Below are 22,010 nucleotides of genomic sequence, written 5' to 3'. Positions count from 1 at the left end.
ACGCGCATTGGCACCAAAGATCCGCCGCTTCACCCTGCCCGAGCTGGCCCTTGGCTACCGCGGGGATCTGGGCGATGACTACGTTGAACTGCTGCACTTCAGGGATTTCGATGAACCGCTGGTGGCCGATGACGCGCGGCTGGAGGAATGCCGTTTCAGCTCCGTGCAGATCGAGGCATTGCGCAACGCCCGGCTGATCCAGTGCGAACTCGAGCAAGCCGGGTCTCCCGCCCTGCAAGCCGCTGGTGCGTTCCTCAACGATGTGCGGGTCAACCACAGCCGCTTCGGTTCTGCGGATTTCGCCGAGGCCCAGCTCGATGGCGTGGTATTCGAGAACTGCAAGTTCGGCTGGCTGAATTTGCGCGGTGCGACGGTGCGCGATGTGCTCTTCCGCAATTGCCAATTCGAGGAGATCGACCTGGGCGGGCAGATCCAGCGCCTGGGCTTCGTCGATTCACGGGCCGGGCAAATTACCGGTGCCGGTGCGCAACTGCGCGAGGTCGACCTGCAGGGGCTGGACTTCGCCCAGGTGGAAGGGGTCGACGGGTTGCGCGGCGCGCGGATCAGTTCGCTGCAGTTGGGCCTGCTGGCGGAGGCAATGGCCAGCCACCTGGGGATCAAGCTAGGGAGTTGATTTGCCCGTGGCCGGCGGCCAGCTGCTGGGCGGTTTCTGCCAGCAGCTGCGCCATGGCCGCAGCGGCGCGGGTCAACGAGACATCGCGCCGGTGCGCCAGCCCGATGGTCCGGGCCAGCGGTTCACGCAAGGCAATGGAGCGCACTCCCGGGGCGTCCAGCGCCACCGTCGCCGGAACCACGGCCACTCCGAGCCCGCGGTGCACGAAGCGCAGCACCGCGTCCATTTCCCCGCCTTCCACGACGATATTCGGTACCAGGCCGGCGTTCTTGTAGGCCAGGGCGGTGCTGGCGCGCAGGTCGTAGCTGTGCGAGAAGGCCAGCTGGGGCACCGGAGCCAACGCCCGCAAATCAAGTTCTTCGCCGGCCAGGTGCGGGTGCTCCAGCGAGTCGATGACCACCAATTCCTCTTCGAGCAGCGGCAGGTTCTCCAGATGCTTGTCGTTCACCGCATGCTCCGAGGTCACAATGAGCGCCAGATCCAGTGCGCCGCCGTCCAGCTGCTCCAGCAGCTTGTGCGAGCCAGCTTCGAAAATCTGCAGTTGCACCCCGGGGTAGCGGGTGCGGAAGATGGATAGCGCCTCGGCGACCAGCGACACGCACAGTGTAGGCGGGGCGCCCAGGCGTACCCGCCCGCGGTGCAGCCCGGCCAGGTCGGCCATCTCGGTGCGGATGGATTCCTCATCGGCCAGCATCCGGCGCGCGCGGGGCAGCAATGCCTGCCCGGCGGCGGTGAGCGTGATGTTGCCGCGGGCCCGGTGGAACAGCTCGGAGCCCAGTTCCTGTTCCAGCGTGGCGATCTGCCGGCTGAGCGATGGCTGGGTCAGGTGCAGCTGCTCGGCGGCCCGGGTGAAGTGCCCCACTTCGGCGATGGCGGTGAAGCCGCGCAATTGCTCTAGATTCATGGTGCATAGCCTACTGCTATCAACATCATGCCAATAATTCATTGGACGTATTCTGGGCGCGGGACGATGCTGGAAACCATGAGAAACGAAAAGCAGATATCCACCTCCGTACTGGTCATCGGCACCGGCGGTTCCGGCCTGCGCGCGGCGATCGAACTGGCGGAATCGGGCACCGACGTGCTGGCCGTGGGTAAGCGCCCGCGCCATGACGCGCACACCGCGCTGGCCGCCGGCGGCATCAACGCCGCACTGGGCACGATGGACGCCGAGGACAGCTGGCAGCAGCATGCGGCGGACACCATCAAGGAAAGCTACTACCTGGCCGATCCGCGCACCGTCCAGATCGTCGCCCAGGGCGCGGCCCGCGGCATCGAGGACCTGGAACGCTACGGCATGAACTTCGCCCGCGAAACCGACGGCCGGATCTCCCAGCGCTTCTTCGGCGCCCACAAGTTCCGGCGCACCGCCTTCGCCGGGGACTACACCGGGCTGGAAATCCAGCGCACCCTGGTCCGCCGGGCTGGCCAGCTGCGGATCCCGATCCTGGACTCGGTCTACATCACCGAGCTGCTGGTCGCCGACGGGCGGATCTTCGGCGCCTACGGCTTCGACGTCAACGACGGCACCGGGTACCTGATCCATGCTGACGCGGTCATCCTGGCCGCCGGCGGCCACACCCGAATCTGGCGGCGCAGCAGTTCGCGGCGCGACGAGAACACCGGCGACGCCTTCCGCCTGGCCGTGGAGGCCGGCGCCCGGCTGCGCGATGCCGAGCTCGTCCAATTCCACCCCTCGGGCATCATCGAACCCGAATCCGTGGCCGGGACCTTGGTCTCCGAGGCCGCCCGCGGCGAGGGCGGGATCCTGACCAATGCCCTGGGCGAACGCTTCATGGAACGCTACGATCCGCAGCGCATGGAACTGTCCACGCGCGACCGGGTGGCCCTGGCCGCCTACACCGAAATCGCCGCCGGGCGAGGCACCGCCAAGGGCGGGGTCTGGCTGGATGTCTCGCACCTGCCCCGGGCCACCATCATGGAGCGGTTGCCCCGGGTCTACCAGACGCTGCTCGAAGAGCAGATGCTGGACATCACCGAGCAGAAGATCGAGATCGCCCCGACGGCGCACTACTCCATGGGCGGGGTGCAGGTGGACCCGCTCACCCACGAAACGGAAGTCCCCGGCCTGTACGCGATCGGCGAGGCCTCCTCGGGCCTGCACGGGGCCAATCGGCTGGGCGGCAACTCGCTGATCGAGCTGCTGGTCTTCGGGCGGATCGTCGGGCAGGAAGCTGCCCGGTATTCGCGTTCGCTCACTTCCCAGCCGCGTTCGCAGGCGGCTATCGAGAAGGCGCGCGGGGAAGTGGCCCGGCTGCTGGCCGCGGATGGCGAGGAAAATGTCCGGTCCCTGCAGCGGGCGATCCGCGACATCATGACCCAGCATGCCGGTGTTGTGCGCGAGGAAGCGGGGTTGAAGCTGGGGCTGGCGAAGCTGGCAGAGGTCGAGGCGCGGATGGCGCGGGTGGGCATCCACCCGGACATCGCCGGATACCAGGATCTGTGCCACGCTTTCGACCTGAAGTCCTCGGTGCTGGCCGCACGGGCCACCTTGGAGTCGGCCCTGGAGCGCCGGGAAACCCGCGGCTGCCATAACCGCAGCGACTATCCGCTAACCGATCCGCAGCTGCAGGTGAACCTCATCTGGTCGCCCGAGGGCGTCACCCGGCAGGCCATTGCCCCGGTTCCCGAGCAGATCGCCGAACTGATCACCGAGGTCACCCAGGAGGGCAAACTGGTCGAATGACGCATCGGGCCCGGCCCATGGAAACAGCGCCCGGCTGCCCGGGAGGAACGAGCGGGCGCTGTTTCCGGCCGGAACCATGGCTGGAAACAGGCAGGGAATCAGGGTTTAAAACCCTGTGGAGCATTGCATTGTGCTGCAATGGGAAATGGCGGCTCTTCGACGCGCTGGAGGAGTTCGGGCGATTTTTCATGAAAATGCATTTGACTTGGGTGGATAAATTTTGTCAATGGTTGTTTTATGGACGAATTACGGGGCGCAAAAACCTTTTCCGAAGGTCTGCTATTCTAGCCATATCCACAGCTGTTACGGCGTTATCTGGCCGGAATTCAGAGATCTTGGTGGACACTCTTAAACACTCTTGAACGGGGAATTGTCGATGCATTTAACGCCGAGGGAGCAAGAGAAGCTGATGATCGTCGTCGCCGCCGATCTGGCACGCCGACGACAGGCGCGTGGACTGAAGCTGAACTTCCCGGAGGCCGTCGCGGTCATCACCTACGAATTGATCGAAGGGGCCCGCGACGGACGGACCGTGGCCGAGATGATGAGCTACGGGACCACGATCCTTCGCCGCGAGGACGTCATGGATGGCATTGCGGAAATGGTGGACCAGGTCCAGGTCGAAGCTACCTTCCGCGACGGAACCAAGCTGGTCACCGTCCACAACCCCATTCGCTAGTTCCCACTGCGCAGAAAGGCACAGACCATGATCCCGGGAGAATACATCCTGCGCGATGAACCCATCGCCTGCAATGCACAGCAGCAAACCCGCATCCTGAACCTGGTGAACCGCGGGGACCGGCCGGTGCAGGTCGGCTCGCACTACCATTTCGCCGAAGTCAACTCGCAGCTCGAATTCGATCGCGTGGCCGCTCGCGGATTCCGGCTGGATATCCCCGCCGGCACAGCAGTGCGCTTCGAGCCGGGCGATGCACGCACCGTCCACCTGGTCGAATTCTCCGGAGCCCGCGAGGTGCACGGCTTCCAGGACCGCGTCAACGGGCCGCTGGGCCTGCCGGTCCCGGCAGTTGAAACGGAAGCGATCGGCGGCACCGCAGGCATCGATGCCGAGCGCGAGGCCGAGGTCGTCGAAGACTACAGCATCGATCTTCCCAACCAGGGCGATGCCGCCTCCGGGCTGGGCACCACCTTCGGAGTGGACCCGGTCGACGAGAACCTCCCGCCGCAGCCGCATGAGGCACGGCTTGCAGCAGAGGCGGAAAACGCCGGCAAGTCCTCGGCCGCCGACGAAGAGCAGGAGAACTAGGCATGGGCTTCGAGCTGACCCGCAAGCAGTACTCGGAAATGTACGGGCCGACCACCGGGGACGCCATCCGCTTGGCCGATACCGAGCTGCTGGCCGAGATCGAGCACGACTACACCACCTACGGCGAAGAAGTGGTCTTCGGCGGCGGCAAGGTCATCCGCGACGGCATGGGGCAGAACGGCCGCGTCACCCGCGACCAGGATGTGCCCGACACGGTGATCACCAACGTGGTGGTGCTGGACTACACCGGCATCTACAAGGCCGACGTCGCCCTGCGCGACGGGCATATCTTCAAGATCGGCAAGGCCGGCAACCCGGACATCTCCGACGGGGTGGACATCGTCATCGGCGCGTCCACGGACGTGATCGCCGGGGAGCACAAGATCCTCACCGCCGGCGCCATCGACACCCATATCCACTTCGTCTCCCCGGACCAGGTGCCCGTCGCCCTGGCCAATGGCACCACCACGCTGATCGGCGGCGGCGCCGGGCCTTCGGATGCGTCCAAGGCGACCAGCCTCACCCCGGGGCCATGGCATATCGCCCGGATGCTGCAGGCCGTGGAGAACCTGCCGATCAACATCGGGCTGCTGGGCAAGGGCCACGCCAGCGACCGCGCGCCGCTGGCCGAGCAGATCCGCGCCGGCGCGATCGGCCTGAAGATCCACGAGGACTGGGGTGCGACCACCTCGTCCATCGACAACTCGCTGAAGGTCGCCGACGAGTTCGACGTGCAGGTGGCCATCCACGCCGACACGCTGAACGAATGCGGCTTCGTGGAGGACACCATCGAGGCGATCGCCGGCCGGGTGATCCACACCTTCCACACCGAAGGCGCCGGCGGCGGGCACGCCCCGGACATCATCCGCATGGCCTCGCTGCCCAATGTGATGCCGGCTTCGACCAACCCGACCCTGCCCTACACCTCCAACACCGTGGACGAGCACCTGGACATGCTCATGGTGGCCCACCACCTGAACCCGGATATCCCCGAGGACGTGGCCTTCGCCGATTCGCGGATCCGCCCCGAGACCATCGCCGCCGAGGATGTGCTGCACGACATGGGGGTCTTCTCCATCACCTCCTCGGACTCGCAGGCCATGGGCCGAGTGGGCGAAGTGGTGCTGCGCACCTGGCAGGTGGCCGACGCGATGAAGCGCCAGCGCGGCAAGCTGGAAGGCGACCCGCGGATCGGCGATAACCAGCGGCTGAAGCGCTATGTCGCCAAGTACACCATCAACCCGGCCATCGCCCACGGCATCGCCGACTCCATCGGCAGCGTCGAGGAAGGCAAATTCGCCGACCTGGTGCTCTGGGATCCGGCCTTCTTCGGAGTCAAGCCGGAAATGGTGATCAAGGGCGGACTGATCGTCCAGTCGCTGATGGGCGATTCCAACGGCTCGATCCCGACCCCGCAGCCGCGCACGCTGCGGCTGAACTTCGGCGCCCTGGGCAGCGCGGTCCACGCCTCCTCGATCACCTTCCTGTCCAAGGCCGCGATCGAAGAGGGCATCCCGGAACGGCTGCGCCTGCGCAAGGTGATCCGCCCCTGCCACGGCATCCGCGATTTGGTGAAGTCCGATTTGAAGCACAACGGCGCCACCCCGGACATCCAGGTGGATGCGCAGACCTACGAGGTGTTCGTCGACGGGGAACTGGCCACCTGCGAGCCCTCGGACGAGCTGCCCATGGCCCAGCGCTACTTCCTGTTCTAGCCGGTGAGCCGGCCCGCCAACCACCAAGGAGATAGATGATTATCGACGAACTCGTGGGCAACCTCCACGAGCAGCCCGAGCAGCTGGCCGGGCGGCACCACGAAAAGGTGGTGCTGCCCAGCGCCGAGCTGGTCAAGCGCATCCAGCGCGTGAAGACCGACCACGGGCGGGAGCTGGGCCTGCGCCTGGCCCCGGGCCCGGATCTGCGCGACGGGGACATCCTGTTCCTCTCGGAGACCGAAGTGATCAGCGTGTCGGTGCTGCCCACCGACGTGCTGGTCATCGCCCCGCGCACGGTGCTGGAGATGGGCGTGATCGCCCACTCGCTGGGCAACCGGCACCTGCAGGCGCAGTTCTTCGGCGCCGACTCGGAGTATTGCGCCGAGGTGATGGTGGTGCAGTACGACCACACCGTCGAGGACTTCCTCAAGCACCACGACGCGCCCTACCAGCGCCAGGAGCGGGTTATGCCCGTGCCCTTCCGCCATGCCGAGCACACCCACTAGCGCCCCGCACCTGCTCACGCTGCTCCAGCTGTCGGATTCGGCGCTGCCCACCGGCGCGTTCAGCCACTCCTTCGGCATGGAGAGCTACCTGGAGTCCGGGCAGGTGCACGACGAGGCCAGCTTCGCGACGTGGCTGCGCCTGTTTCTGTCCCAGGCCCTGGCCTACACCGACGGGCTGCTGCTGCGCCTGGCCTACGAGGCGCCGGACCAGGAGCGGATCGCGCAGCTCGACGCGCTGATCCATGCCTCGGCCCTGCCGCGCCAGCTGCGCGAGGCGGCCACCAAGATGGGCGCGCGGATGCTCGCCGTGGCCAACTCGGCGTTCCCCACCGGGGACTTGGCGGCCTATGCGCAGGCGGTGCGCAGCGGGCAGTGCGCCGGGCACCCGGCCATCGCCTTCGCCCTGGGTGCCCGCGGGGCCGGCGCCCCGCTGGCCGACGCGCTGGGCAGCTACCTGTTCTCCACGGTGACCAGCCTGACGCAGAATGCAATCCGCGCCATCCCGCTGGGCCAGGACGCCGGCCAGCGGGTGATCCGCGCGATGCACGAACCGGTGGCGGACGCCGTCGCGGCGATCTTCACCCTGGAAGAGATGGACCTGGGTGCCGCGGCGCCCGGGCTGGAAATCGCCCAGATGCGCCACGAGCACCAGCGCGCCCGCATGTTCATGTCCTGACCCCGCCGCGCACCTGCGGCCCCAACAGATTCGAGGAAGTACCCATGGAACCCATCAAGATTGGCATCGGCGGACCGGTTGGTGCCGGCAAGACCCAGCTGATCGAACGCATCACCCGCGCCTTGGAGCACGAGATCTCCATGGCAGCGATCACCAACGACATCTACACCATCGAGGATGCCAAGATCCTGGCCGCCAACGGCGTGCTGCCGCTGGATCGGATCGTCGGCATCGAGACCGGCGGCTGCCCGCACACCGCGATCCGCGAGGACACCTCGATGAACGCCGCGGCTATCGAGGAGCTGAAAGCCAAGCACCCTGACCTGCAGGTAATCTTCGTCGAATCCGGCGGGGACAATCTCTCGGCCACGTTCTCCCCGGAGCTGGTGGATTTCTCCATCTACATCATCGATGTGGCCCAGGGCGAGAAGATCCCGCGCAAGGCCGGGCAGGGCATGATCAAGTCCGATTTGTTCATCATCAACAAGACCGACCTCGCCCCGTATGTGGGGGCGGATTTGTCGGTGATGGAGTCGGATTCCAAGCAGTTCCGCGGGGACAAGCCCTTCTGCTTCACCAACCTGAAGACCGACGAGGGGCTGGAGAAGGTCATCGCGTGGCTGAAGCACGACGTGCTGATGACGGACCTGGCGTAGTGGCCGCTTCGAGCCAGGGCTTGGGCTCCGGGCTGGAGCCCAGTCCGTTCCCGGATGGCCTGGTCGGCGAGCTGCGGCTGCACGTCGGCTCGCGGGCCGGGAAGGACATCGCGCTGCGGCAATACCACCAGGGGGCGCTGCGCGTGCTGCGCCCGCATTACCTCGATGACACCGCCCAGGTTTGCTACACCATCGTGAACCCCGGCGGCGGCTACCTGGGCGCCGACAAGTACGGCATCGAGATCCGTGTGGCCGAGGGCAGCAGCCTGCTGCTGACCACCCAGTCCGCCACCAAGGTCTACCGCACCCCGCAGGGCCCGGCGCAGCAGGACATGCGCATCACGCTGGAACCCGGCGCGGTGCTCGAATACCTGCCGGACCAGCTGATCGCCTATAAGGACGCCAGCTACTTCCAGCGCACCGAGGTGCACATGGCCGCCGATGCCTCGCTGGTGCTGTGCGAGGTCCTCACCCCGGGCTGGAGCCCGGACGGCAGTCGGTTCAGCTACGAGCAGCTGCGCCTGCGCACCGAGGTCCACCTGGACGGGCGGCTCGGGGCGCTGGATAACCTGTGGGTGAAGCCGGGCAAGGATTCCATCGACTCGCTGCTGTACTTGCAGGAATCCACCCACGTGGGCATGCTGCTGGCCATCGACCCGCGCATCGACGCGGCAATGGTCGCTCGCCTGCGCGAACTGGCCTACGAGATCGCCGGGCAGCAGCGCGACGGAATTTCTGTGGGCATCTCCCAGGCCCCGGTGCCCGGTCTTGCGGTACGCACCTTGGGAGGCTCCACGGAATCGGCGAATGCGGTGCTGCACGCCATCGTGAACCAGCTGCGCATCGAGCTGCGCGGACAGCAGCCGGTGAACCTGCGCAAGTACTAGCCTGTCCGGAATTGATCCAACGGCCGCCGACGTTCCTCACGCAGGGGATCCCGGCGGCCGTTTCGCATCCCGGCGAGGTCACAGAGCGGCGGTGCGCCGGCACAAATCGCCAATAAATGCCGTACCTGCGCCTGTCCGGAGCGCTGAGCGACGCAGGCCAACCGCAGCTTGACGCTATTGCTGATCATTTTGGTGTCCTTGACTAGCCCCGGGCCCCGCAAGTCAATCCGATAAAACCGGCCATGGTGGTGCATCGCATAAATCCAGAGCTGATTCCACTCTTTGGCCGCCAGGTGCGCAGGCTGCATCAGGAACGGATGCTAGGGGACAACAAGCGCTCCGACCGCGTTTCGTTCTGGCTTGGCTGCCAGAGGTGCAGGCTGATCTGCAGCGCCACCACGAATTCAGGCTGGAAATTCCCCAGTTGGTGGAGCCCGACGTGCCGATTACACCGCTACGTGCGCTCGACATCATCGCTTGGCATTTGGGCGGGGAGTCCAAGTAGTGCCCCCTGGTCTGGGCGCCGCAGCGCCGACAGCTGGTGGATCGAATCGCAGTGCTCGGCCAGCGAGGCATTGTCGTGGGAGGCGATGAGCACCGCCGCCCCGGCTCGAGCCCGCTCGCGCAGCACCGTGAAGATCTGCGCAGTGGTGCCGGGATCCAGGGCTGACGTCGGCTCGTCGCACACCAGCAGCGCCGGGTCCAGGGCCAACGCCCTGCCCAGCAGGGCTCGTTGCAGCTGCCCGTCGGAAACCTGCCAGGGCTTCCGCTCCAGCAGCGCCGGTTCAAGGCTCGCCTCCCGGGCCAGTTCCTCCAGCTCGCGGCGATAGCGGCCCGGACGGGGGACCGCCAGCCCGTCGCGCAGGGCTAACGGCTCGGCCATGATCGCGCCCAGGGTGAGCCGGGGGTTCGCGAAGCTGCGCGGGTTTTGCGGCAGGATGCCGATGCGCTGGCGCAGTTCGGCCGGTACGTGCCCTCGGGCAGGTACCGCTTGGCCATCGATGCGCAGCTTGCCCTCTGTCGGGGCCAGCATCAGCGAGGCGATGGCCAGCAGGGTGGACTTCCCGGCACCCGAGGGCCCGACCAGACCGATCACCGAGCCGGACGTGACCTCCAGGTCCAGTTGATCCAGGATTCTGGGGACGTTCTTGGCATAGCGGTGGCTCACCGCAGACAATTCAAGGCTCATGGGGTGCTATCCTCCAATTCCGGGATGACCTGCCCGTTGCCGGAAGCGGATGCGAGCACTTGCCCATCACTGACCACGGTCAGCGTGTCGGCGAGTTCCGCGGCCAGTTCAGCGTCGTGGGTGACCATAACGATGGTGCACCCGGTGTCCGCCAAGTGGCGCAGGATCCGAGCGATGGCCGCCGCGGTATCCGCATCCAGGGCGCTGGTGGGCTCGTCCAGCACAACGCAGCTGGCGCGGGCTGCCAAGCCCAGGGCCAGCACTACACGCTGGGCCTGGCCTCCGGACAGCTCGTGCGGGTAGCGATGGAGCAGTTCGGGAACCAGTTCGAAGTCCTTGAACACCGCCGCCAGCGCGGCCGGCGAGCTGTCCAGGCCGTGGCTCCGGCGTACGCGGCGCAAGGCGGTGCCCACGCTGAGCACCGGGTTCAGCGCCGTGGCCGCCGACCCGGGAATGAAAACCAGATCTTCACCCAGCTTGGGGGCATGGCAGGGCCCGCCAGCGGTTCCCGGCACGAGGACGCTGCCGGTGGATTCCAGCGATTGAGGCAGTAGCCCGGCGGCGGCGCGCAGCAGCATGGTCTTTCCTGCGCCCGAGGCACCCATGACCACGTTGACCGCTCCGGCGGCGGCAGTGAAGCTGACGTTATCCAGCAGCACGGAGCGTTCTGGGGAATCATCCTTGCTCCATACCGACAATCCCCGCACGACCAAGCCTGCGCCCCGTGGAAGCGGATGCCCATCGGCTTTTCCTGCGGCACCGTCCTTTCGTCGCGGAGCGCGGGAATCGAGGCGCCGCGCGGAGCGGCGGCGTTGCGGCTGTCGGTGCGCCAGGGCGGCAAAGGACCAGCTGAGCAGCACCAGCAGCGCGGCCGGGAACACCAGCATCCACCAAGCGCCGACCAGGATGCCTGTGCGGGCGTCCTCCAGCAGCAAACCCAGCGACGCGGATTGTGGCGGCAGCCCCACACCTAGGAAGGACAGCGCGGATTCGTGCCAGATGGCATGGGGCAGCTGCAGGACCACGGCGATTCCCGCCTGAGGGAGCACCGCGGGAATCAGGTGCGTGCACCACAGCGCCAGCGGCCGGGCGCCGGAGGCCCGGCTGAGCTTGACGTAGCCGGCCTCCCGTTCGGCCAACAGCCTGGCCCTGACGATACGCGCCACCTGGGTCCAGTGGGTCAGTGCGATGGACAGGATGATCGCCCAGACCTGCCCGGGCCACAGCGCCAGGATCACCACACCCAGCAGCAGGTGCGGGATCGCGCTGACGCTGTCTACCAGCCGGGTGATAATCCGGTCCACCAGCCCGCCGGCGGTGGCGGCCAGGGTTCCGGCCAAAACCCCCAGCAGCGTGGAGGACAGCGCCGATGCGACGGCGAGCAGCATCGACAGGCGCAGCGCGGCCGCGGCCCGCACCCACACGTCGCGCCCGAGCTGATCGGTGCCGAAGAAATGCTCGGCCCCCGGCGGCAGATACACCGCGGCCAGGTCGATGTTCTCCACCGCCTCGGGGGAGAAGAACGGAACGAGCACCGCATAAACCACGGCCAGCAGGATGATGCCCAGCGGCAGCAAGCGGGAATCACGGATGATGCTAGACATCGCCCACCCGCGGATCAAGCAGCAGGTAGCCGGCGTCGGCCAGGGCATTGCCCAGGAACACGGCCAGCGCCGAGCAGGCGGTCACCGCGGCCAGCAGCGCGAAGTCCGCGGACACCGCGGAATCGATCACCGCCGAGGCAATCCCGGGCCAGCCGAACACCGTTTCAACCAGCAGCGCTCCGGTGATCAGTTCGCCCAGGCGGGAGCCGATCACCGTGATGAAGGGCAGCAGGGCGCCGGGCAGCACCTCGAGCACCAGGATCCGTCCGGCTCCCTCACCGCGTCCCCGGGCCGCGAGCACCGCATCCGAGTCCAGCAGATCGAAGATGGAGGCCCGCAGGTTCAGCACCAGCCAGGGCAGCAGGCTGATGGCCATCACCGTGGCCGGCAGCAGCAGGTGCACGGCCAGCGACCCGGCGGTCGGCTCCTGCCCTGGAGGCGCCACGCCTCCGGTGGGAAGCCCGAGCCTCAGCGAGAACACAGCGATGAACACCAGCGCCAGCACGAAGGGCGGGATGGCCTGGGCCAGCTGGGCGATCCAGGTGGTGGCGCGGTCGGCCAACCCGCCGCGGCACAGGCCAGCGGCACAGGCCAGCAGTACCGCGAGCACCACGGCAAGCAGCAGCCCGGCAAGCATCAGCAGCAGGGTAAAGGGCACGCGCTCGGCGAGCACCTCGGTGACCGGCCTGGCCAGCATGCGAGAGGTGCCCAGCTCGCCGTGCACCGCCGAGCCCAGCCAGCCGAGCCAGGCACTGAACCAGGAGTCGTCCAGGCCCAGCTCGGCGCGCAGGGCCGCGCGTTCGGCGGCGCCGGTGTGCTCGTAGCGGCTGCCCAGATAGGCAGCCAGCGGATTGAACGGGGCGACGGAAGCCAAGAAGAACACCACTGCGGTCAGCCCCGCGGTCAGCGGGATGGCCAGCAGCATCCGGCGGAGCACCAGCAGCCCGGCTCTTGGCAGCCGCGGCACGCCTCGCGGGCGCAGGACGCTCAGGCTCATTTGCCGGTCCACTGGCCGATTTTCACCCACGGGCCCCATGCGGTGCCGTGGTCATGGGGTTCGAGCAGGGTGCCGGCGGTGTTCCACGTCTCATGGACGTCGCTGCGCTGCACGTAGTTGTGGTCGGTGAAGGCCAGCAGCAGCATCGATGGCTGCTTGACGTAAAGTTCCTGGACCTTGCGGTAGGCCTGGTCGCGGGCCGTTGGGTCGGTGCTGGTCCGGCCGATGTGCAGCAGCCGGTCCATCGCCGCGTCCGCGTAGCGGCTGGGGTTGTCGTAGTAGGCGCCGTCCTCCGGGTAGCTTGAATGCAGCATCTTGTAGAGCTGGGTGTCCACATCGTAAGGGGTGTCGCCGCCGCCCAGCATCAGCGCGTCCGTGCCGATGCGCGGCTCGGCTTCGTCGAAGGTGGCGGGCACGACCTCGGCGGTGATGCCGTGCTCCTTGAGCTGGGCGGCCAAGGCCAGGGACAGGTCCCGGCGCAGCGTGTCGCCCGGGTTGTACATGATGGTGAATGCGGCGTCCTGGCCGTCCTTGGAGCGCATCGAGCCGTCCAGCGTCCACCCCGACTGCTCCAGCAGCTGCTCGGCCCGCTGGGGGTCGTGGGTGAACACGGCGTCAGAGTTGTAGGCCTTGCCGTACTGGGCCGGGACGAAGGTGTAGGCAGGGCGCCCGGAGCCCGCCAGCACCCCGTCGATCAGCGCTTGGCGGTCCACCAGCAGGTTCAGCGCCAGGCGCACGGAAGGATCGGCGGTGAACGGGTGGTCGGCGGGCAGCGAGATGCCGCGCCAGTCCGCGCTGGTTGCGGTGACCACCTCGAACCCGTCGCGATCCGCGAAGCTGGCCGCTAGCCGCGGAGGCAGCACGGTGCCGGTGTAGCCGCCGCCTGCCAGTGCCTGCGAGCGGGCGTTGTCGTCGGCTGACTGCTCGTAGACCACCCGGGCCACGTCGGGGGCGCCGGAACGGTAGTCGGGATTGGCGCCCAGCACCAGCTGGGCGGAATCGAATTTCTGCACCGTGTAGGGGCCGGTACCCACCGGGGTGCGGTTCAGGCTGGAATTGCTCACCGGCCCGTCGGCGATCAGTTCTTCAGGGGCGATGCCGATCAGCAGTGCGGTCTTGAAGGAGACCTGGGGCTCCTTGAGCGTGAATTCGACGGTGTGCTCGTCCACGGCACGCACCGTATCGAGGTTTTCCAGCACGCCGGCGATGGGCGAGGCACTGGCGGGGTCCAGGATGGCCCGGTAGCTGGCGGCCACATCCCCGGCGTCGAAGCCGCTGCCGTCGCTGAAGCTGATGCCGGGCTGCAGCGCAATGCTCCAGCGCAGCCCGTCGGCGCTGATCTGCGGTTCGCCCTCGGCCAGCAGCGGCACCAAATTCGGCAGGCTGCCAGTTTCCCCGTCCAGGGTATACAGCGATTCGTTGATCTTGCCCGTGCCGTTGTTGTCGAAACCTGCCAGCGGATTCAGGGTTTCGGGCAGCGCAGGGGTCAGCAGCAGCACGTCGTCGCTGGGGACGGCGGCCTGGCAGCCTGCGGTGGCCAGTAGGATGGGGAGCATCAGTGCGGCGCGCCGGGCGTAGCTGTGCACGAACGAGGTCCTTCCGAGCGGTGCGTGGGGTAGATGTTCACAGACTACAGGTGTTTGATCACACAGATGAGGGGTTGCGTGGTGATTTTGCCAACCACTATTTCGCGGGGGCGGCATGCCTGAGTCCGAGCGCGGCCAGGTGGGCGCCAACGCCCTGGAGGAAGTGCAGGAATCGCTGCAGGACTGGATCGACGTGTTCGCCCTGTGCGCGGATGCCACCCGCATGAAAATACTGATTGCCATGCACGCCGCGCCGCTGTCCTCGGTCACCCAGCTGGCCGATGCCGCGCAGCTGGGCGCAAACACCGTGACCCAGTCGTTGGCCACGTTGCGCAAGGCCGGGGTAGTTCAGGTGCAGCGGGATGGAAAGTACCGCCGCTGGGAGCTGGTGCACCCCGGCGTGCATCAGCTGCTGCACCAGATGGACGCCCCGCATTCTCACCTGCACCCCGAGCATTAGTCCCGCGTGCAAACGCGCCGCAGAACGCAGAAGGCGCAACTGAGGGCACGGGCTTGGCATCATATTGTGCCGGACCCATACCCGCGGGCAGTTCCCTGGGATTAGCGCTTGCGCTGCACCCGGGCCTCGTCCCAGACCGGCTCGTCGGACTCGTAGACGGTGCCATCGGAGCCGAAGACCAGGAACCGGTCGAAGCCGCGGGCGAACCAGCGGTCGTGGGTCACCGCCAGCACGGTGCCCTCGAACGCGTCGATGGCCCGTTCCAGCGCCTCGCCCGAATGCAGGTCCAGGTTGTCGGTGGGCTCATCGAGCAGCAGCAGGGTCGCCCCGGACAGCTGCAGCAGCAGGATCTGGAACCGAGCCTGCTGGCCACCGGAGAGCGATTCGAACTTCTGCTCGGACTGCCCGGCCAGGCCGTAGCCATCCAGCGCGCCGGCCGCCGCCTCGCGCGGCATTCCGGAGCGGTGCTCGTCGCCGCGGTGCAGGATTTCGAGCAGGGTGCGGCCAAACAGGTCCGGGCGGCTGTGGGTCTGGGCGAAGTAGCCCGGGCGGATGCGCGCTCCCAGCTTCACCGTGCCGGCATGCGCCACCGGGGCGATCACCACGTCGGACACCGGCAGGTGCTCGCGCTCCGGATCGGATCCGCCGGAGGCCAGCAGGCGCAGGAAATGCGACTTGCCCGAGCCATTGGAACCCAGCACGCCCACGCGGTCGCCGAACCAGATTTCGGTATTGAAGGGCTTCATCAGCCCGGTCAGCTCGAGTTTTTCGGCCACGACCGCGCGCTTGGCGGTGCGCCCGCCCTTCAGCCGCATCTGCACGTTCTGCTCCAGCGGGATCGCCTGCGGCGGGCCGGCCTCCAGGAACTTCTCCAGCCGGGTGGTGGCCGCGTGGTAGCGGTTGGCCATGTCGGAGCGGAATGCGGCCTTGGTCTTGTACATGTTGACCAGTTCCTTGAGCTTGGCATGCTCCTCGTCCCAGCGCTTGCGCAGCTCCTCGAAGCGCTCGTTGCGTTCGGTGCGCGCCTGCACATAGCTGCCGAAGGCGCCGCCGTGGATCCACGCGGTGGCCCCGCCGTGGCCCGGTTCCAAGGTGATGATGCGGGTGGCGGCGTTGTTCAGCAGCTCGCGGTCGTGGCTGATGAACAGCACGGTCTTGGACGAGTCGCGCATTTTCTCTTCGAGCCAGCGCTTGCCCGGCACGTCCAGGTAGTTATCCGGTTCGTCCAGCAGCAGCAGTTCGTCGTTGCCTTCGAACAGGGCCTCGAGCACCAGGCGCTTCTGCTCGCCGCCGGAAAGGGTGCGGGCCAGGCGGGTGGAAGCGGCATCGAATTCGACGCCCAGGGCGGCCATGCACACCTTGTCCCAGGTGGTTTCCAGCTCGTAGCCGCCGGCATCCCCCCATTCGATGATCGCCTCGGCGTAGCGCATGTGGACTTTTTCGTCCTCGCTGGTGGCCATCGCCGCCTCGTACTTGGCGACCTTCTGGGCCGCCAGGGCCAGCGCAGGAGCGGCGGTGGATAGCAGCAGGTCCTTCACCGTGGATTCATCGCGCACCTGGCCGACGAACTGGCGCATGATCCCCAGGCTGCCGGTGCGGTTGATCGAGCCCTCGTCGGCTTTCAGGTCGCCGGAAATGATCTTGAACAGGGTCGTCTTGCCGGTGCCGTTGGGGCCGATCAGCGCGGTCTTGGAACCGGCGGAGACCTTGAAGGTCACCGCGCCCAGCAGCGCGGTGCCGTCGGAGAGGAAGTACTGGATGTCTGTCACGTCTATATGGGCCACCGGATCATCCTATCGGGTAGATTGCCTAACATGCAGATCACAGTAGAAATCTACGGAGCGCTCCATGCCTGCTGCCATCCGGCGTTTTCGGTAGGCGATCAAGTGAGCTGGCAGCTGGCCCAGGTGCGCAATGGGCGCGGGGAAATTTCCTTCGAGCTCGATGACCACGGCACCTTCGATGGCACGGGGGTGCCGGTGGCGGCAGTCGCCGCCCGGGTTGTGCGCATCCAGTACCGGGATCATGAGCCTGCGGCGAAGACCGGGGCGCCGCGGGGACTGGCAGATGGCCCTGTCCCTGCCGCGGTGGTCGACACCCTGCATGTTCCCGAAGGCACGGATTTCGACCACGACTGGATCGTGGTGGGACTGGAAGTAGCGGATCCGAAGAGCCTTCCGCCGCTGGCCGACTGGGATGAGGGCGCAGCCCTGCCTGGAGGTGCGCCCCGGGGCGGCTAGCTGTACTTGTAGAACCCCTCGCCGGACGCGGCGCCGAGCTTGCCCTGGTCGATGTACTGGGTCTTGAGCAGCTCGGCGAACTTGTGGCTGGTTGCATCGCCGGCACGGGAAATGTTGTAGGCGGTGTTCAGCCCCACGATGTCGTAGATCTCGAACGGGCCATGCGGCGCCCCGGTGCCCAGCTTCCAGGTCTTGTCGATGGTCTGCGCATCGGCGACCCCGTTGACCAGCAGGTGGCTGGCGGACTGCAGGAAGGGGACCAGCAGCGAGTTCAGCACGTAGCCCGGCTGCTCCTTGAGCACCCGGATCGCGACCAGCCCGGTACGCTCGGCGAAGTCGACCACCGCTTCGTAGGCTTCGGGCTTGGTTGCGGGTGTGCCCATGACTTCGCCGGTGTTGTTGGACCAGATGTGGTTGGCGTAGTGCAGGGCGAGGAATTGTCCGGGGCGGCCGGTGAATTCGGCGATATCCGAGGGCAGCAGGGTCGATGAATTGGTGGCGAATATGGCCTGTTCCGGGGCCAGCACGGCCAGCTTCCGGTAGGTCTGCGCCTTGATCTCCAGATTCTCGGGCACCGCCTCGATGACCAGGTCGGCCTCCCGCACCGCGTCGGCCAGCTCGCTGCTCAGCACGATGGACTCGCGGGCGGCTTCGGCCTTCTGCGGGTTCCCGAAGTACTGGGCGTACTGCGGAACCAGGGCATCCAGCCGCTGGCTTGCGGCGGCCAGCGCTTGCTCGCTGATGTCGTAGCCGATGACGGGCAAGCCGTGGTAGGCGGTTTGGAAGATGATTTGTGCGCCGAGCACGCCAGTGCCCAGAACAGTGATGCGTTGCAGTTCCATGATTCTCCTTGGGGTACAGTTTCACTCTCCGCTTTTAGTTGCGCAATTTCAACTAAATGTGAGCGGGAGAACGCCCGACACCTGCTGGTTGGCTGCCTGTTGCCGTGGATTCACCTTCTGGCTAGATGGTGCTGGAACTCTTGGGGAGTCATCCGCAACCAGCATGGGGAGAACTACGTGCACCGCATAACCAAGAAGGGCCGGGGAATCCTGGCCGCCGCCGTCATCGCCGCGAGCCTGTCGCCGCTGGCCGCCGCCGCGGATCCGGGGGAGTACTTCGAACGCGAGGCCACCTACCCGGTCTACCAGAACCACCCCGACGGCGCAGCCGCGGCCACCGCCGCGGAAATCTCCACCGTTTCGGCGGACGGCAACACGCTGATTTACTCCGATGCGCTCTCGCGCAGCGTCGGCTTCCTGGACATTTCCGACCCGGCCGAGCCGAAGGGCCTGGGCCTGCTGGGCCTGCACCAGCTGGGCAGTGCCGAGGACGAGCCCACCAGCGTGGCCGCCTACGGCGAGTTCGTGTTCGTGGTGGTGAACACCTCCGCCAGCTACAGCGAGCCCTCGGGCCGCGTGGATGTGGTGCGGATTGCCGACCGCACGCTGGTGCACAGTTTTGCACTGCCCGGCCAGCCGGACTCCATTGCGGTCTCCGCCGACGGCGCCTACGCGGGCATCGCCATCGAGAATGAACGCGACGAGGATGCCGGCGATGGCGGATTGCCGCAGGCCCCGGCCGGATCGATCGCCATCATGGACTTGCAAGGCGCGGACCCGGCAGGCTGGAAGCTGCGCGAAGTTCCGCTGGCCTCCGGTTCCCGCACCGAACCGATCGCGCTGCCGCTGCTGGCAGCGGCCGGTCTCGACACGCCGCAAGATCCGGAGCCCGAGTATGTCACGATTAACGCCGAGAACCAGTTGGCGCTAACCCTCCAGGAAAACAACGGCGTGGTGCTGGTGGATCTGGCCTCGGGCGAGATCACCGATGCCTTCAGCACCGGGACCGTGGACCTGGCGGGGATCGACACCGAAAAGGACGGCGTGCTCGACCCCACCGGAACCCTCTCCTCGATCCCGCGCGAACCAGATGCCGTGAGCTGGCTGCAGGATCGCTACCTGGCCACGGCCAATGAGGGCGATTGGAAGGGCGGCAGCCGCGGCTTCACGATCTTCGACTCCGCCACCGGCGAAGCGGTATGGGACGCCGGCAATGGCTTCGAGCGCCTCGCGCTGTCCCAGGGCTTGTTCCCGGAGAAGCGCGCAGGCAAGAAGGGGGTTGAGCCCGAGGGCCTGGCCATCGCCGAATTCGGCGGCGTGGATTACGGTTTCGTCGCCTCCGAGCGCGGGAACTTCGTGGCCGTGTACGACCTGTCCGACCCGGTGCGCCCGCGCTATGTGCAGTCGCTGCCGACCACCAACGGCCCGGAAGGGATCCTGCCGATCCCCGGGCGCAACCTGCTGGCCATCGCCTCGGAAACCGATGAGGGCCAGGTGCGCTCGGCGGTGTCCCTGTACTCCTTCGGTGCCGCCGAAGCGCAGTTCCCGCAGCTGGCCTCGTCCACCGGGAATCTGGTGCCATTCGGTGCGCTCAGCGGCCTGTCGGCAAACCCTGCCGATGCTTCGCAGCTCTTCGCGGTCAGCGACAACGCGTACGAACCACGCATCTACACCCTGGGCGCCGGCACCCCGGCCACCGTGGAATCCTCGATGGCGGTGACCTCGGCCAGTACCGAACTGGACCTGGAAGGCATTGCCGCCCGCGCGGAGGGCGGTTTCTGGGCCGCCCATGAAGGGGCCACCGGGGCGGAAAACCTGCTGGTGCGCATCGACGCGGCCGGTGCGGTGCAAGAAGAAGTCGCGCTGCCTGCACTGGCGGGGCTGGGCAAGCACGGGCTGGAAGGCATTGCCGCGACCGGCTCCGGGAAACAGGAAGAAGTAGTGTTCGCCGTGCAGCGCGAACTGCCCGGCGAGGACTTTGTCCGCCTGGGCAAGTACCAGCCGTCCACCGGGGAATTCAGCTGGTACGGCTACCGGCTGGACGCGGCTGCCGAAGGTGCATGGAATGGCCTGTCGGAAATCACCGCCCTGCCCGATGGCTCCTATGCGGTGATCGAACGCGATAACCAGGTGGGTCCGGACGCCAAGCACAAGGCGATCTACCAGTTCCGGCTTCCGCAAGCCGTGGCCGGGGAGGTGCCGCTGGTCGAGAAGAAGCTGGCGGCCGATGCGCTGCCGGCCCTGCAGGAAACCAACGGATGGACCCAGGAAAAGCTGGAGGGGCTGGCCGTAGCCGATGGCCACCTCTACATGGTGACCGATAACGATGCGGTGGATGAGGCCACCGGCGAGACCGTCTTCGCGAACCTCGGTGCGGTGGAAGAGGTCTTCGGGCTGGCCGGCCAGGCACCAAGCGACGCGCCAAGCGACGCGCCAGGCGAAGAGCCAGGTGAAGACCAGGACGAAGAGCTGGCCGCGGAACCAACCCGGAACCCTTCGCCGCAGCCGAGCGGGGAATCGAACGATCCTTCGCAGGTCCCGGATCCGCCCCGGGAAGCTGGCCAGTCCCAGGCGCCGCAGGCCGCGGATCCAGCCCAGCCGGAAGCCAGCGAACACCTCGCCGATACCGGTGCGAACAGCTTCTGGCTGATTCCTGTGGGCGCGGTGATCGCGCTGCTCGGTGCTGCGGCGGCCATCAAGACCGCGCGGGCCCGCGCGAAGTAGGCCGCGTATCAAGAACCCGGAACACAGCGAAGGCGTGGCACCTATGCAGGTGCCACGCCTTCGGGGTTGAAAGCTAGTTCTTCTTCTGCGAAATCACGACCGCGGCCACGGCGGCGATAATCAGCGAGATGACCAGGAACTTGCCGCCCTTGCAGGACTTCTTGTCCTGGGCAGCGAGGTTCTTCTGCGCGGCCTGCACGGCACTCTCCACGGAGGCGCGGGCACGTTTGGCGGCCTTGGAATTCCCGCCGACATTCTCGATTAGGTTGGCGCCGGCCTTGCTGATGGCTTCGGTGTTGACACCGGAGACGGCCTCGTTCCAGCCGCCGCGAATTTCCTTCGGCAGCTCTTCCTTGGCAGCCTTGGCGAGTTTCGCCAGCGACTTTTCAACTTGCTTCAAGCTCTTGGCAGTCTTCGACATGTTGTTCCTCTCTGATGGACCTTGAGGCCTCAGGCTCCAGCCTAGCCAGCCGGAGGTTGGCACTCAAGGACGCGCCGTTGCGCTCACTGCGAACTGGGAACTTACTGGGAGGCTCCGCGCGGGCGCAGCTTGCGAATGCGGGTCCGCAGCGCGCTGAGCAGGCACAGCAGCATCAGGATCGCCGCGATCGAAAGCACCGTGGCAAACCCGGGAGAGGTGGCGTGGCCGGTGTAGCGGTCCACGATGATCCAGCCGATCACCCACAGCGCGCCGGCGTTCAGGTAGATCCCCATTGGATTCTTGAAGCTCACCGCGCTGAGGAACAGCGCCAGGAGCAGCACCGACAGGGCGCAGGTGCCCTTGAACATCAGGGTGCTGGCGTCGGCCCCGGACAGGGCGGCGAAGGCGACGGTTTCGGCCAGCACCATCACCGAAAGCCACCCGGCGAACAGGCCGAAGCTGGCGCGGGTAATCCACCGGTCCACTTGCTGCAGGGCCGGGGTCTTGTCGATCATCACCACGATGCGGATCAGCAGTGCCAGCAGGAGCAGGCCGAAGACCAGCGAGGTGCCGATGCGGTCGCGCTCCAGGAATGCCACCCACAGCGCATTGCACAGCACTGCGGCGAGCACCCAGGGGCGCAGCCGCCGGTGCAGCCCGGTGCGTTCATGCGGCATGCATTGCCAGATCGCGTAGAAGGCCACCGCGGCCAGCAGCCCGAACCAGGGCAGCTGCCCGATGCGCGGGACCGAGGTGACGGTGGCGTCCTGCCCCAGCCAACCGCCGGCGATGGTTTCCAGCCCGGCGGCGGAAAGCACCGCCCACGCCGCCCAGCCCAAGCCGAGCAGGATGATGGCGGCATAGCCGCCGGTAACCAGCCTTCTTTTCACGATTCCGAA

The 22,010-nt window shown here is 66.9% G+C and carries 21 protein-coding genes; 12 read left to right on the top strand and 9 right to left on the bottom strand.

All coding sequences use genetic code 11. The features are described 5' to 3' along the window. Positions 1-7 precede the first annotated feature (7 nt). On the top strand, positions 8-634 hold the full coding sequence (locus tag ACRDT3_RS00385; RefSeq protein ID WP_431491070.1) for a pentapeptide repeat-containing protein: 627 nt from the start codon (positions 8-10) through the stop codon (positions 632-634). Here ACRDT3_RS00385 and ACRDT3_RS00380 read toward each other — a convergent pair. Then, entirely contained in the window at positions 618-1,538 is a 921-nt protein-coding gene (locus tag ACRDT3_RS00380) for a LysR family transcriptional regulator (protein ID WP_431491069.1), read from the bottom strand. The two genes, ACRDT3_RS00385 and ACRDT3_RS00380, sit on opposite strands and share 17 nt — an antisense overlap. A gap of 78 nt (positions 1,539-1,616) precedes the next feature. Here ACRDT3_RS00380 and ACRDT3_RS00375 point away from each other — a divergent pair, with 78 nt between their 5' ends. The 8 genes from ACRDT3_RS00375 (at position 1,617) to ACRDT3_RS00340 (ending at position 9,048) form a co-directional block, all read left to right on the top strand. Beyond that, a complete protein-coding gene (locus ACRDT3_RS00375; RefSeq protein WP_431491068.1) occupies positions 1,617-3,341 on the top strand; it encodes an FAD-binding protein in 1,725 nt (574 codons plus the stop codon). 376 nt (positions 3,342-3,717) lie between these two features. Continuing rightward, positions 3,718-4,020, top strand: coding sequence for an urease subunit gamma (locus ACRDT3_RS00370; protein WP_431491067.1), 303 nt, complete (start codon positions 3,718-3,720; stop codon positions 4,018-4,020). 27 nt (positions 4,021-4,047) lie between these two features. Further along, the gene (locus ACRDT3_RS00365) at positions 4,048-4,608 is read left to right on the top strand and encodes an urease subunit beta (RefSeq protein ID WP_431491066.1); all 561 of its coding nucleotides are present in this window, start codon (positions 4,048-4,050) and stop codon (positions 4,606-4,608) included. A 2-nt stretch (positions 4,609-4,610) separates the two neighbouring features. Then, entirely contained in the window at positions 4,611-6,323 is a 1,713-nt protein-coding gene (gene ureC, locus ACRDT3_RS00360; RefSeq protein ID WP_431491065.1) for an urease subunit alpha, read from the top strand. A gap of 35 nt (positions 6,324-6,358) precedes the next feature. Continuing rightward, positions 6,359-6,829 carry an urease accessory protein UreE gene (gene ureE / locus ACRDT3_RS00355; RefSeq protein ID WP_105661409.1) on the top strand — a complete coding sequence of 157 codons (471 nt, stop codon included), beginning with the start codon at positions 6,359-6,361 and terminating at the stop codon, positions 6,827-6,829. Continuing rightward, a complete protein-coding gene (locus ACRDT3_RS00350) occupies positions 6,810-7,505 on the top strand; it encodes an urease accessory protein UreF (protein WP_431491064.1) in 696 nt (231 codons plus the stop codon). Before ureE ends, ACRDT3_RS00350 begins: the two co-directional genes overlap by 20 nt. A 44-nt stretch (positions 7,506-7,549) precedes the next feature. Next, the gene (gene ureG, locus ACRDT3_RS00345; protein WP_105658515.1) at positions 7,550-8,161 is read left to right on the top strand and encodes an urease accessory protein UreG; all 612 of its coding nucleotides are present in this window, start codon (positions 7,550-7,552) and stop codon (positions 8,159-8,161) included. Then, a complete protein-coding gene (locus ACRDT3_RS00340; RefSeq protein ID WP_431491063.1) occupies positions 8,122-9,048 on the top strand; it encodes an urease accessory protein UreD in 927 nt (308 codons plus the stop codon). Before ureG ends, ACRDT3_RS00340 begins: the two co-directional genes overlap by 40 nt. Positions 9,049-9,502: 454 nt before the next feature. On the opposite strand, the gene ACRDT3_RS00335 is transcribed toward ACRDT3_RS00340, so the two are convergent. From ACRDT3_RS00335 to ACRDT3_RS00320, 4 genes are read right to left on the bottom strand one after another with little or no spacing between them, the layout of a single operon-like run. After that, positions 9,503-10,237, bottom strand: coding sequence for an ABC transporter ATP-binding protein (locus tag ACRDT3_RS00335; RefSeq protein ID WP_431491062.1), 735 nt, complete (start codon positions 10,235-10,237; stop codon positions 9,503-9,505). Next, positions 10,234-11,841 (bottom strand): ABC transporter permease subunit, encoded by a 1,608-nt coding sequence (locus ACRDT3_RS00330; protein ID WP_431491061.1) that lies wholly within the window; start codon positions 11,839-11,841, stop codon positions 10,234-10,236. Before ACRDT3_RS00330 ends, ACRDT3_RS00335 begins: the two co-directional genes overlap by 4 nt. Then, a complete protein-coding gene (locus ACRDT3_RS00325) occupies positions 11,834-12,838 on the bottom strand; it encodes an ABC transporter permease (protein ID WP_431491060.1) in 1,005 nt (334 codons plus the stop codon). The genes ACRDT3_RS00330 and ACRDT3_RS00325 overlap by 8 nt, the downstream gene beginning before the upstream one ends. After that, positions 12,835-14,424: an ABC transporter substrate-binding protein gene (locus ACRDT3_RS00320; protein ID WP_431491059.1), complete on the bottom strand. Its 1,590-nt coding sequence runs from the start codon at positions 14,422-14,424 to the stop codon at positions 12,835-12,837. Before ACRDT3_RS00320 ends, ACRDT3_RS00325 begins: the two co-directional genes overlap by 4 nt. A gap of 115 nt (positions 14,425-14,539) precedes the next feature. Here ACRDT3_RS00320 and ACRDT3_RS00315 point away from each other — a divergent pair, with 115 nt between their 5' ends. Continuing rightward, positions 14,540-14,884 carry an ArsR/SmtB family transcription factor gene (locus ACRDT3_RS00315; RefSeq protein ID WP_105658520.1) on the top strand — a complete coding sequence of 115 codons (345 nt, stop codon included), beginning with the start codon at positions 14,540-14,542 and terminating at the stop codon, positions 14,882-14,884. A 101-nt stretch (positions 14,885-14,985) separates the two neighbouring features. On the opposite strand, the gene ACRDT3_RS00310 is transcribed toward ACRDT3_RS00315, so the two are convergent. Then, positions 14,986-16,668: an ABC-F family ATP-binding cassette domain-containing protein gene (locus ACRDT3_RS00310; protein ID WP_431491058.1), complete on the bottom strand. Its 1,683-nt coding sequence runs from the start codon at positions 16,666-16,668 to the stop codon at positions 14,986-14,988. A gap of 30 nt (positions 16,669-16,698) precedes the next feature. Between ACRDT3_RS00310 and ACRDT3_RS00305 the strand changes: the two genes are divergently transcribed. Further along, positions 16,699-17,124: a hypothetical protein gene (locus ACRDT3_RS00305; RefSeq protein ID WP_431491057.1), complete on the top strand. Its 426-nt coding sequence runs from the start codon at positions 16,699-16,701 to the stop codon at positions 17,122-17,124. Here ACRDT3_RS00305 and ACRDT3_RS00300 read toward each other — a convergent pair. Then, positions 17,121-17,966 carry a 3-hydroxyacyl-CoA dehydrogenase gene (locus ACRDT3_RS00300; RefSeq protein ID WP_431491056.1) on the bottom strand — a complete coding sequence of 282 codons (846 nt, stop codon included), beginning with the start codon at positions 17,964-17,966 and terminating at the stop codon, positions 17,121-17,123. The two genes, ACRDT3_RS00305 and ACRDT3_RS00300, sit on opposite strands and share 4 nt — an antisense overlap. 177 nt (positions 17,967-18,143) lie before the next feature. On the opposite strand from ACRDT3_RS00300, the gene ACRDT3_RS00295 reads away from it, so the two are divergent. After that, positions 18,144-20,690 (top strand): esterase-like activity of phytase family protein, encoded by a 2,547-nt coding sequence (locus ACRDT3_RS00295; RefSeq protein WP_431491055.1) that lies wholly within the window; start codon positions 18,144-18,146, stop codon positions 20,688-20,690. Between the two features lie 73 nt (positions 20,691-20,763). Here the strand turns inward: ACRDT3_RS00295 and ACRDT3_RS00290 are convergent, their stop codons facing one another. Further along, positions 20,764-21,111, bottom strand: a complete 348-nt coding sequence (locus ACRDT3_RS00290) for a hypothetical protein (RefSeq protein WP_431491054.1) — start codon at positions 21,109-21,111, stop codon at positions 20,764-20,766. A gap of 101 nt (positions 21,112-21,212) precedes the next feature. Then, entirely contained in the window at positions 21,213-22,001 is a 789-nt protein-coding gene (locus tag ACRDT3_RS00285; protein ID WP_431491053.1) for a hypothetical protein, read from the bottom strand. Between the last annotated feature and the right edge of the window lie 9 nt (positions 22,002-22,010).

Origin of the sequence: Glutamicibacter sp. (genome assembly GCF_050701915.1) — a bacterium.
Classification (GTDB): Bacteria; Actinomycetota; Actinomycetes; order Actinomycetales; family Micrococcaceae; genus Glutamicibacter.
This window is presented reverse-complemented; position numbering and strand designations above follow the sequence as displayed.

Bases quoted from the DNA above. Each gene is read 5' to 3' on its own strand.
- ACRDT3_RS00380 (WP_431491069.1), bottom strand. From the start codon at position 1,538: ATGAATCTAGAGCAATTGCGCGGCTTCACCGCCATCGCCGAAGTGGGG.
- ACRDT3_RS00375 (WP_431491068.1), top strand. From the start codon at position 1,617: ATGAGAAACGAAAAGCAGATATCCACCTCCGTACTGGTCATCGGCACC.
- ACRDT3_RS00370 (WP_431491067.1), top strand. From the start codon at position 3,718: ATGCATTTAACGCCGAGGGAGCAAGAGAAGCTGATGATCGTCGTCGCC.
- ACRDT3_RS00365 (WP_431491066.1), top strand. From the start codon at position 4,048: ATGATCCCGGGAGAATACATCCTGCGCGATGAACCCATCGCCTGCAAT.
- ureC (WP_431491065.1), top strand. From the start codon at position 4,611: ATGGGCTTCGAGCTGACCCGCAAGCAGTACTCGGAAATGTACGGGCCG.
- ureE (WP_105661409.1), top strand. From the start codon at position 6,359: ATGATTATCGACGAACTCGTGGGCAACCTCCACGAGCAGCCCGAGCAG.
- ACRDT3_RS00350 (WP_431491064.1), top strand. From the start codon at position 6,810: ATGCCGAGCACACCCACTAGCGCCCCGCACCTGCTCACGCTGCTCCAG.
- ureG (WP_105658515.1), top strand. From the start codon at position 7,550: ATGGAACCCATCAAGATTGGCATCGGCGGACCGGTTGGTGCCGGCAAG.
- ACRDT3_RS00335 (WP_431491062.1), bottom strand. From the start codon at position 10,237: ATGAGCCTTGAATTGTCTGCGGTGAGCCACCGCTATGCCAAGAACGTC.
- ACRDT3_RS00330 (WP_431491061.1), bottom strand. From the start codon at position 11,841: ATGTCTAGCATCATCCGTGATTCCCGCTTGCTGCCGCTGGGCATCATC.
- ACRDT3_RS00325 (WP_431491060.1), bottom strand. From the start codon at position 12,838: ATGAGCCTGAGCGTCCTGCGCCCGCGAGGCGTGCCGCGGCTGCCAAGA.
- ACRDT3_RS00315 (WP_105658520.1), top strand. From the start codon at position 14,540: ATGCCTGAGTCCGAGCGCGGCCAGGTGGGCGCCAACGCCCTGGAGGAA.
- ACRDT3_RS00305 (WP_431491057.1), top strand. From the start codon at position 16,699: ATGCAGATCACAGTAGAAATCTACGGAGCGCTCCATGCCTGCTGCCAT.
- ACRDT3_RS00300 (WP_431491056.1), bottom strand. From the start codon at position 17,966: ATGGAACTGCAACGCATCACTGTTCTGGGCACTGGCGTGCTCGGCGCA.
- ACRDT3_RS00290 (WP_431491054.1), bottom strand. From the start codon at position 21,111: ATGTCGAAGACTGCCAAGAGCTTGAAGCAAGTTGAAAAGTCGCTGGCG.